The following is a 10,353-nucleotide window of genomic DNA, read 5'->3' as shown; positions in this document are numbered from 1 at the left end:
TATGCGCTGACGTTGGGATTGGCCGCGCTGTGGGGCGCGGGACTGCTGCTGTCGTTCGTCGGCAACCGTGTGCTGGTCGATCAGGTTCACACCTCACTGGCTGCGTTGCAGCAACCGGCCAGCAGCGACGAACAACTGAATGCCCTCAACGATCTGGTGCGCGAATTAGCGCGTCTGGATCAGCGCGCCCAAGCGGGCGCCCCCTGGTATCAACGCTTCGGTCTGAACCAAAACCAGGCGCTCCTTGAAACCTTATGGCCGCGCTATGTCGAAGCCAACAACCGCCTGATCCGCGACCCGGCGGCCGCCATGCTGCGCCAACGGCTCAATGCGCTGGTCAAGCTGGCCCCAGGGAGCCCCGAGCGCGTCGAGCGGGCCCGCGCTGCCTACGCCCAGCTCAAAGCTTATTTGATGATGGCGCGCCCGCAAAAAGCCGATGCCACTGTTCTGGCCAAAACCCTGAGTGAAGTTGAGCCGACACGCACCGGCATTTCACCCGGACTCTGGCAGAGCCTGGCACCGAACCTGTGGCAGTTCTATGGCGAACACCTGGCTGCCAACCCCGGCTGGCGTATCGAGGCCGACCCACGGCTGGTGGCGCAAGTCCGGCAGGTCCTGCTCGCTCAACTGGGCCAACGCAACGCCGAGGCCAGCCTGTATGAACAGCTGCTCGATGACGCCGCCCATCATTACCCGGACCTGGGCCTGCACCAACTGGTGGGCGACACCGATGCCCTGGCTTTGTTCACCACCGATGCCAGCGTGCCGGGCGTATTCACCCGTCAGGCCTGGGAGGGGCAGGTGCGCCATGCCATCGACGAAATCGCCGAGGCGCGTCGGGAGGAAATCGACTGGGTGCTCAGTGACAAACCCACCGACATCGACACCCGCCTGAGCCCGGACCAGCTCCGTGATCGCCTCACCGAGCGCTACTTCCAGGACTACGCCAGCGCCTGGCTGGACTTGCTCAACAGCCTGCGCTGGCAGCAGGCCGGGAGCCTCGAGGAGGTGATCGACCAGTTGACGCTGATGAGCGATGTGCGCCAGTCGCCGCTGATTGCGCTGATGAACACGTTGGCCTACCAAGGGCACGCCGGCGCTCGAATCCAGGCCCTGGGCGATTCATTGGTTAAGTCCGCGCAAAAGCTGATCGGGAAGGACAAGGCCCCGGTGATCGACCAGCTCGCCCACCTGCCCGGCAGCCCCTTGGACGCGACCTTCGGCCCATTGTTGGCGTTGTTGGGCAAAGAACCCGCAGGCAGCGGCGCCGATAGCCTCAGCCTCCACGCCTTCCTCACCCGCGTGACGCGTGTGCGCCTGAAATTGCAGCAAGTCAGCACCGCGCCCGATCCGCTGGCAATGACCCAGGCCCTGGCGCAAACCGTGTTTCAAGGCCGCAGCATCGACCTGACCGACACCCAGTCCTACGGCAGCCTGATGGCCGCCAGCCTGGGCGCGGAGTGGCGCGGGGCGGCGCAGACGCTGTTTGTGCAGCCGCTGGAACACGCCTGGCAACGGGTGCTGCAACCGTCGGCGGCAGGCATCAACAGCCAGTGGCAACGCTCGGTCGTGAGCCAATGGAACGCTGCCTTCGCCAGCCGTTACCCGTTCACCGCCACCGCCAGCGATGCGTCCCTGCCGATGCTGGGCCAGATGATCCGCGCCGAGTCGGGGCGCATCGAGCAATTTTTGCAGCGCCAATTGAGCGGCGTGTTGCGCAAGGAGGGGAGCCGTTGGGTCGCCGACCCACGCCACAGCCAGGGCCTGCGCTTCAACCCGCAATTTCTGGCCGCCATCAACCAGCTCAGCGACCTGGCCGATGTGCTCTACACCGAGGGCGGCATGGGGTTGAGCTTTGAACTGCAAGGCAAGCCGGTGCGCGATGTGGTGCAAACCACCTTCATCCTCAACGGCGACAAGCACCAGTACTTCAACCAGAAGGAAAGCTGGCAGCGTTTCAACTGGCCGGGGCGTAGTGACTATCCCGGCGCGAGCTTGAGCTGGACCAGCGTACACACCGGCGAACGACTCTTCGGCGACTACTCCGGCACCTGGGGCCTGATTCGCCTGTTGGAAAAAGCCCAGGTCACGCCGTTGGACGACGGTGACAGCCGCTACCGCGTGGTGCTCAAGGCGCCGGACGGCTTGAACTTGATCTGGCACCTGCGCACCGAGCTGGACGCCGGACCTCTGGCGTTGCTCAAGCTGCGTAATTTCACGTTGCCCACGCAGATATTTCTCGGCGAGAAGACCGTTAAAAACCCTTACGCGCAAAACGGGACGTGAGCGAGCGCTGACACCCTGAGCTACAGAGTGTCAGCGCTATCGCCTAAGCCACTGAACCCGCAACGAAGCCCGGCCGGGCCTATTCGTGGGCGTCGTTGGCCGCTTAAGAAGAGCCCGGCACATTCGGCCAAAGATCAGCCACCAGAAACAACCGCTCCGCTTCCTCCCAATCCTCCCCGCTCCGCACCATTCGCACCAGCAGCTGCGCCGGTGCCATCGGCTCCAGGTCCGCCAGCCAGCGTTGCATCTGCTCCTCATTCCACACCTCATCCGCCGTGTAATGCACCGGCGCCAGCCACGCGTGTCGGGGCAGGGGTTGCCAGTGACCGGCCGGGCGGGTGCCGACAAAGTCCGGCCAATCGCGCTGATGCAACCAGCGCCCACGCAAATGCTGCGGGTGGGCGCCGAGGGGCGAGTCGGCCTGGCCCGGCCACGGATAAAGCAGATACCCGCCCAGCCACAGGTGCGCATCGAACTGCTGAATATCCAGCGCCGCCAAGGCTTCACGGCTTTCCGGGCGCGCCGAGATCGGCAATTGATGCTGGGTCAGGTGCGCCAGTTTGCGGTCGAGCCGGTCATGGCAACCCGGGCCCAGCCACTGCGCCGCGTCCCCGCCGTTCCCAGCCTGAGGCCCGAGGTAGAGCTTGATCGCCAGTTCCAGGTGATGCACGCCATCGCGGTCGCGCAACAGCATATCCAGCTCGCCGAGGGTGTGACCGTCGCGGCGGATCGGCAGGTTGGCCGCCAGCAGCTCCACGCCCGGCGCATGCTGCACGGCGAACTGCCACAGCCGCTCATAGTAGAGGCCCAGGCGCCGGGTGCGCGCCAGGCTCAGCCAGTGCTGCAGCGCGCTGCTGTTCTGATCGAGCGCGCGTAACCAACCTTCAAGTAACTGCGGCGCCTGTACCCAATCACTGCCCGCCAGCGGATGGCGCTGGGGCCATGGCGTCTGTGCGAGCATCGGGGGCGCCAGCATCACCCACGCCAGGTCGCGCACCTCAGGGTGTCGCAGTTGGCGGGGCAGGGCGTGCAAGTCAGGGAACAGAGTCATGGCGCGAGCATAGCCTCTTAAATCGCGTGCAGGTGCCTGAGAACCGCCTGAGAACCATTGTCATCAAGGCCGGGCGGCGACAAAGGATTTTGCCTGACGCGGCCTTTCGCCCATAATCGTTTCTTTTTGCCACACCCCTACGCCCGCAGGAGCCCCATGGAGCAATTTCGCAATATCGGCATTATCGGTCGCCTGGGCAGTACCCAGGTGTTGGACACCGTCCGCCGGCTGAAAAAATTCCTGCTGGAACGCCATCTGCATGTGATCCTCGAAGACACCATCGGCGAAATCCTGCCGGGCCACGGCCTGCAGACCTCCTCGCGCAAAATGCTTGGCGAAGTGTGCGACATGGTCATCGTGGTCGGCGGCGACGGCAGCCTGCTTGGCGCGGCTCGGGCACTGGCGCGGCATAACGTGCCGGTGCTGGGGATCAACCGCGGCAGTCTGGGGTTTCTCACCGATATCCGCCCGGATGAGCTGGAGGTCGAAGTCGCCAAGGTGCTCGACGGCCATTACCTGGTGGAAAACCGCTTTTTGCTGCAGGCCGAAGTGCGCCGCCACGGCGAAGCCATCGGCCAGGGCGATGCGCTCAATGACGTGGTGCTGCATCCCGGCAAATCCACGCGGATGATCGAGTTCGAGCTGTATATCGACGGCCAGTTCGTGTGCAGCCAAAAGGCTGACGGCCTGATCGTCGCCACGCCTACCGGTTCAACCGCGTATGCGCTGTCGGCCGGTGGCCCGATCATGCATCCCAAGCTGGATGCCATTGTGATCGTACCGATGTATCCCCATATGTTGTCGAGTCGGCCGATTGTGGTCGATGGCAACAGTGAGCTGAAAATCGTGGTGTCCAAAGATATGCAAATCTACCCACAAGTTTCCTGCGACGGGCAGAACCATTTCACCTGCGCTCCCGGTGACACCATCACCGTGAGCAAGAAGGCGCAGAAGTTGCGGTTGATCCACCCGCTGGACCACAACTACTACGAAGTGTGCCGCACCAAGTTGGGCTGGGGCAGCCGCTTGGGGGGTGGAGGCGACTGATGCTCGATCCCGCGCGTAGCTACGACCTGATTGGTGACGTGCACGGTTGCGCCCACACGCTTGAGCACCTGCTCGACCAGATGGGTTACCACAAGCAGGGCGGCACCTGGCGCCACCCGTCACGCATGGCGGTGTTTCTCGGCGATATCATCGACCGTGGCCCACGCATCCGCGAAGCGCTGCACATCGTCCACGACATGACCGAGGCCGGCCAGGCGCTGTGCATCATGGGCAACCATGAGTTCAATGCGCTGGGTTGGACCACACCGGCACCGCCGGGCAGCGGCAAGCAATTTGTGCGCGAACACAACCCGCGCCATGCGCGGCTGATCCAGGAAACCCTGACCCAGTTCGAACAGCACCCGGCCGACTGGCACGACTTCCTCGGCTGGTTCTACGACATGCCGCTGTTTGTCGACGCCGGGCGTTTCCGTGTGGTGCATGCGTGCTGGGATGAGGGGTTCATACAGCCGCTGCGCGCCACGTTCCCGGATGGCTGCATCGATCAGCATTTCCTGCAGGCCGCCGCCGTGCCGGGGAGTTTTGCCTGCAACGCCTTCGATCGCCTGTTGCGCGGCACCGACATGCGCCTGCCGCACGGCCTCACGCTGACCGGTGGCGATGGCCTTACGCGTTCGTTCTTCCGCACCAAATTCTGGGAAGACGACCCGAAAACCTACGGCGACATCGTGTTCCAGCCCGATGCCTTGCCCGAGCCGGTGGCACGCACGCCATTGTCCCCCACCGAAAAGAACACTCTGCTGCGCTATGGCGTCGACGAGCCGCTGTTGTTCGTCGGCCATTACTGGCGCAGCGGCAAACCGGCTCCGATCCGCCCGAACCTGGCCTGCCTGGACTACAGCGCGGTGCTGTACGGCAAGCTGGTGGCGTATCGCCTGGACCAGGAAACCCAACTGGATCCGCGTAAATTCGTCTGGGTCGACGTTGAGCGGCCTGAGGTTATCCAATGAGTACCGTGGCTGTATTGCGCCTGCCCCTGAGTGTCGACCTGGGCGGTTTCGTCAAGTTGCTGCAACGCATGCAGGTGCCCCATCGCGTCAGCGAGGAAGCGGGCGAGCAAGTGCTGTGGGTGCCCGAGTCCATCAGCGACGACGTGCGCGTGTTGTACCAACGCTTTCCCGCCGGTGACCCGGACCAGCAACTGGATATTCCCGAACAAGCGCCCGTTGCGCGCCCGGGTTTTGTTCAGCAGGTGCGCCACAGCCCGGTTACGGCGCTGGTACTGCTGGCAAGCATCATCGTTGGCGCGGTGACGCTGCTGGGTGAAAACCTGCAGACCATGGCCTGGCTGACCTTTCTGCCGTTCCGGGTAGTGGGCGAATACATCCAGTTCACGCCGCTGGCCGACAGCCTGGCCTCCGGGCAGTGGTGGCGGTTGGTCACGCCGATGCTGATTCACTTCGGCATCCTGCACCTGGCCATGAATGGCATGTGGTATTGGGAGCTGGGTCGGCGTATCGAAGCGCGCCAGGGCAGCATTAACCTGCTGGGCCTGACCCTGTTGTTCAGCCTTGTCTCCAATTACGCGCAGTATGCTTATGGCGGCCCAGGCCTGTTTGGCGGGTTGTCCGGCGTGTTGTATGGCCTGCTCGGACACTGCTGGATCTTTCAATTACTCTCGCCCAATCCGGCGTATCGCTTGCCCCGTGGGGTGTTGGTGATGATGTTGGTGTGGCTGGTGCTCTGCCTGTCGGGGCTGGTCTCGATGATCGGCTTCGGCGAAATCGCCAACGCGGCCCATGTGGGCGGCTTGGTTATCGGTTGCCTGACCGGTTTGCTGGGCGGGCTGTATAACCGTCGCAAATCGGCTATTTGATAAGGAAGAGCCTTATGTCCTCTTTTGCTGAAATGATCGAAAACATCACCCCGGACATCTATGAGAGCCTCAAGCTCGCCGTGGAAATCGGCAAGTGGTCCGACGGCCGCAAGCTCACCCCCGAACAGCGTGAGCTGTCCCTGCAAGCGGTGATCGCCTGGGAACTGCAGAACCTGCCCGAAGACCAGCGCACCGGTTATATGGGCCCGCAGGAATGCGCGTCGAAATCGGCACCGGTACCGAACATCCTGTTTAAGTCGGATGCGATCCATTGATTGAAATTGGTCGCGGTGCAGTCAGCAAAATGTCGGCGCAACTCGGTGAGCCGACCGTTCAATACGCGTTTCGCCTGGGCGATACCGAGGTGCCGGTCAACCCGTTGATCGGCACCCATATCCGCCTGGAATATCTCGGTGCCATTCATTGCAGCCATTGCGGCCGCAAAACCAAGACCAGCTTCAGCCAGGGGTATTGCTACCCGTGCATGACCAAGCTGGCCCAGTGTGACCTGTGCATCATGAGCCCCGAGCGTTGCCATTACGAGGCCGGCACCTGCCGCGATCCGGGCTGGGGTGAAACATTCTGCATGACCGACCATGTGGTGTACCTGGCCAACTCGTCGGGGATCAAGGTCGGTATCACCCGTGCCACGCAGTTGCCGACCCGCTGGCTCGATCAGGGCGCCAGCCAGGCGCTGCCGATCATGCGCGTGGCCACTCGCCAGCAATCGGGCTTTGTCGAAGATCTGTTTCGTAGCCAGGTGGGCGACAAAACCAACTGGCGTGCGTTGCTCAAGGGCGATGCGCAGTCCGTCGACCTCAGGCAGGTACGCGATGAGCTTTTCGCCTCCTGCGCCGAAGGCTTGCTGGGGTTGCAGGAACGCTTTGGCCTGCAGGCCATCCAAACCATTGCCGACATCGAGCCGATCGAGATCCGCTACCCGGTGGAGCAATACCCGGCCAAGATCGTCAGCTTCAACCTGGACAAGAATCCGATTGCCGAAGGCACGCTGCTGGGAATCAAGGGCCAATACCTGATCTTCGACACCGGCGTTATCAATATTCGTAAATACACGGCCTACCAGCTCGCCGTGCATCAGTAGAAGGATGCCACCCATGCGCACCGAACAACCGAAGATGATTTACCTGAAGGACTATCAGGCGCCGGACTACCTGATCGACGAGACGCACCTGACCTTCGAGTTGTTCGAGGACCACAGCCTGGTCCACGCGCAGCTGGTGATGCGCCGCAACCCCGAGCGCGGCGCCGGGCTGCCGCCGTTGGTGCTGGATGGCCAGCAGCTGGAACTGCTCAGCGTAAACCTTGCCGATCAGGCACTGACCGCCGCTGACTACCAGTTGACCGACAGCCACCTGACCGTGCAGCCGAGCAGTGACACTTTCACCCTCGACACCACGGTCAAGATTCACCCGGAAACCAACACCGCCCTGGAAGGCCTTTACAAATCCGGCGGCATGTTCTGCACCCAGTGCGAGGCCGAAGGTTTCCGCAAAATCACTTATTACCTTGATCGTCCGGACGTGATGAGCGTGTTCACCACCACGGTGATCGCTGAGCAACACCGCTACCCGGTGCTGCTGTCCAACGGCAACCCGATCGCCAGTGGCCCCGGCGAAGACGGCCGGCACTGGGCGACCTGGGAAGACCCGTTCAAGAAACCGGCCTACCTGTTCGCGCTGGTGGCCGGTGATCTGTGGTGTGTCGAAGACAGCTTCACCACCATGACCCAGCGCGAGGTCGCGCTGCGCATCTACGTCGAGCCGGAAAATATCGACAAGTGCCAGCACGCCATGACCAGCCTGAAAAAATCCATGCGCTGGGATGAAGAAACCTACGGGCGCGAGTACGACCTCGACATCTTCATGATCGTGGCGGTCAACGACTTCAACATGGGCGCCATGGAGAACAAAGGCCTCAATATCTTCAACTCCAGCGCCGTGCTGGCCCGCGCCGAAACCGCCACCGATGCCGCTCACCAGCGGGTCGAGGCAATCGTCGCCCATGAATACTTCCACAACTGGTCGGGCAACCGCGTGACCTGCCGCGACTGGTTCCAGTTGTCGCTCAAGGAAGGCTTCACCGTGTTCCGCGACTCGGGGTTCTCCGCCGACATGAACTCGGCCACGGTCAAGCGCATCCAGGACGTGGCGTACCTGCGTACTCATCAATTCGCCGAAGACGCTGGCCCCATGGCCCATGCGGTGCGCCCGGACAGCTTTATCGAAATCTCCAACTTCTACACCCTGACCGTGTACGAGAAGGGCTCGGAAGTGGTCGGCATGATCCACACCTTGCTTGGCGCTGAAGGCTTCCGCAAAGGCAGCGACCTGTATTTCGAGCGCCACGATGGCCAGGCCGTGACCTGCGACGATTTCATCAAGGCCATGGAAGATGCCAACGGCGTTGACCTCAGCCAGTTCAAACGCTGGTACAGCCAGGCCGGCACGCCGCGTTTGGCGGTGAGCGAGTCCTACGATGCGGCCGCCAGGACCTACAGCCTGACCTTCCGCCAGAGCTGCCCGCCAACCCCGGACAAGGTGGAAAAACTGCCATTCGTGATCCCGGTCGAGCTGGGCCTGCTGGACGGCAAGGGCGCCGGCATTGCCCTGCGCCTGGCCGGTGAAGCGGCTGCAGGCGGCACTTCCCGAGTGATCTCGGTGACCGAAGCCGAGCAGACCTTCACCTTCGTTGACGTCGTCGAAAAACCCTTGCCTTCACTGCTGCGTGGCTTCTCGGCACCGGTGAAACTGAGCTTCCCGTACGACCGCGACCAACTGATGTTCCTGATGCAGCACGACAGCGACGGCTTCAACCGCTGGGACGCCGGTCAGCAATTGGCGGTGCAGGTGTTGCAGGAGCTGATCGGTCAGCATCAGGCGGGGCAACCGTTGAAGCTGGATCAGCGCTTGATCGACGCCTTGCGCACGGTCCTGAGCGACGAAAGCCTGGACCAGGCCATGGTCGCCGAAATGCTCTCGTTGCCGGGCGAAGCCTACCTGGCTGAAATCAGTGAAGTGGCGGATGTCGATGCCATTCATGCCGCCCGCGAATTTGCGCGCAAGCAGTTGGCCGACAACCTGTTCGAAGGGCTGTGGCTGCGCTATCAGGCCAACCGTGACCTCTCCAGGCAAACGCCGTACGTGGCCGAGGCCGAGCACTTCGCCCGGCGCGCCCTGCAGAACATCGCGCTGTCTTACCTGATGCTCAGCGGCAAGCCGCAAGTGCTGGCGGCAACACTGGACCAGTTCGACACCAGCGACAACATGACCGAGCGCCTGACGGCCCTGGCCGTGCTGGTGAACTCGCCGTTCGAAGCGGAAAAAGCCCAGGCGCTGGCGGTGTTTGCCGAGAACTTCAAGGACAACCCATTGGTCATGGACCAATGGTTCAGCGTGCAGGCCGGCAGCACCCTGCCGGGCGGGTTGGCGCGGGTCAAGGCGTTGATGGAACACCCCGCGTTCACGATCAAGAACCCGAACAAGGTACGCGCGCTCATCGGCGCATTCGCCGGGCAGAACCTGATCAACTTCCATGCGGCGGATGGGTCGGGTTATCGTTTCCTGGCGGACCTGGTGATCCAGCTCAACACGCTGAACCCACAGATTGCGTCGCGCCAATTGGCACCCTTGACGCGCTGGCGTAAATACGACGCCGCACGGCAAGCGCTGATGAAGGCGGAGCTGGAACGCATCCGTGGCTCGGGCGAGCTGTCCAGCGATGTGTTCGAGGTGGTCAGCAAAAGCCTTGCCTGACTGCGGTCGTAACAGAGAAAGCCCGTCTTACTGAAGACGGGCTTTTTTTATTGCGCTGGTCTGCGGGATCGGCCTGGGCACTGCGCAACTTCTGGTTGATCCCGTGGCGCTCTGCCAGGCGAAAGTATCCAACTGGCCTAGTGCAATTGAAGTGTGGGAGCGGGCTTGCTCGCGAAAGCGCAGTGTCAGTCAACGATGCATTTGCTGACATACCGCGCTCGCGGGCAAGCCCTAATGCCGGTCAGTTAAGCGCTAAAGCAGAAAAACCTGCGACCTGTGGCGAGGGAGCTTGCTCCCGTTGGGGCGCGAAGCGGCCCCAAAAATGGGACTGCTACGCAGTCCAGCGGGAGCAAGCTCCC

Annotated in this window: 8 protein-coding genes; 7 read left to right on the top strand and 1 reads right to left on the bottom strand. The window is 62.6% G+C overall.

Annotated elements, in window-relative coordinates; translation table 11 throughout:
• On the top strand, nucleotides 1-2,286 hold a 2,286-nt coding region (locus Q1V60_RS12130; RefSeq protein WP_300630544.1), incomplete at its 5' end, for an ImcF-related family protein.
• A gap of 103 nt (nucleotides 2,287-2,389) precedes the next feature.
• On the opposite strand, the gene Q1V60_RS12125 is transcribed toward Q1V60_RS12130, so the two are convergent.
• Nucleotides 2,390-3,337, bottom strand: a complete 948-nt coding sequence (locus tag Q1V60_RS12125) for a DUF1853 family protein (RefSeq protein WP_300630542.1) — start codon at nucleotides 3,335-3,337, stop codon at nucleotides 2,390-2,392.
• A 156-nt stretch (nucleotides 3,338-3,493) separates the two neighbouring features.
• Between Q1V60_RS12125 and Q1V60_RS12120 the strand changes: the two genes are divergently transcribed.
• Genes Q1V60_RS12120 through pepN form a run of 6 tightly spaced genes read left to right on the top strand, consistent with a single transcriptional unit; the run spans nucleotide 3,494 to nucleotide 9,994 of the window.
• Nucleotides 3,494-4,384 carry an NAD(+) kinase gene (locus Q1V60_RS12120; RefSeq protein WP_057725186.1) on the top strand — a complete coding sequence of 297 codons (891 nt, stop codon included), beginning with the start codon at nucleotides 3,494-3,496 and terminating at the stop codon, nucleotides 4,382-4,384.
• Entirely contained in the window at nucleotides 4,384-5,355 is a 972-nt protein-coding gene (locus Q1V60_RS12115; protein ID WP_300630540.1) for a metallophosphoesterase, read from the top strand. The genes Q1V60_RS12120 and Q1V60_RS12115 overlap by 1 nt, the downstream gene beginning before the upstream one ends.
• Complete coding sequence (locus Q1V60_RS12110; protein WP_300630538.1) at nucleotides 5,352-6,221, top strand: rhomboid family intramembrane serine protease; 870 nt, start codon at nucleotides 5,352-5,354, stop codon at nucleotides 6,219-6,221. The genes Q1V60_RS12115 and Q1V60_RS12110 overlap by 4 nt, the downstream gene beginning before the upstream one ends.
• A gap of 14 nt (nucleotides 6,222-6,235) precedes the next feature.
• Complete coding sequence (locus Q1V60_RS12105; RefSeq protein ID WP_300630536.1) at nucleotides 6,236-6,496, top strand: DUF1315 family protein; 261 nt, start codon at nucleotides 6,236-6,238, stop codon at nucleotides 6,494-6,496.
• A complete protein-coding gene (locus tag Q1V60_RS12100) occupies nucleotides 6,493-7,323 on the top strand; it encodes a DUF2797 domain-containing protein (RefSeq protein ID WP_300630534.1) in 831 nt (276 codons plus the stop codon). Before Q1V60_RS12105 ends, Q1V60_RS12100 begins: the two co-directional genes overlap by 4 nt.
• A gap of 13 nt (nucleotides 7,324-7,336) precedes the next feature.
• Nucleotides 7,337-9,994, top strand: coding sequence for an aminopeptidase N (gene pepN, locus Q1V60_RS12095; protein WP_300630532.1), 2,658 nt, complete (start codon nucleotides 7,337-7,339; stop codon nucleotides 9,992-9,994).
• Nucleotides 9,995-10,353: the final 359 nt, after the last annotated feature.

The organism is Pseudomonas sp., from assembly GCF_030147005.1.
Classification (GTDB): Bacteria; Pseudomonadota; Gammaproteobacteria; order Pseudomonadales; family Pseudomonadaceae; genus Aquipseudomonas.
This window is presented reverse-complemented; position numbering and strand designations above follow the sequence as displayed.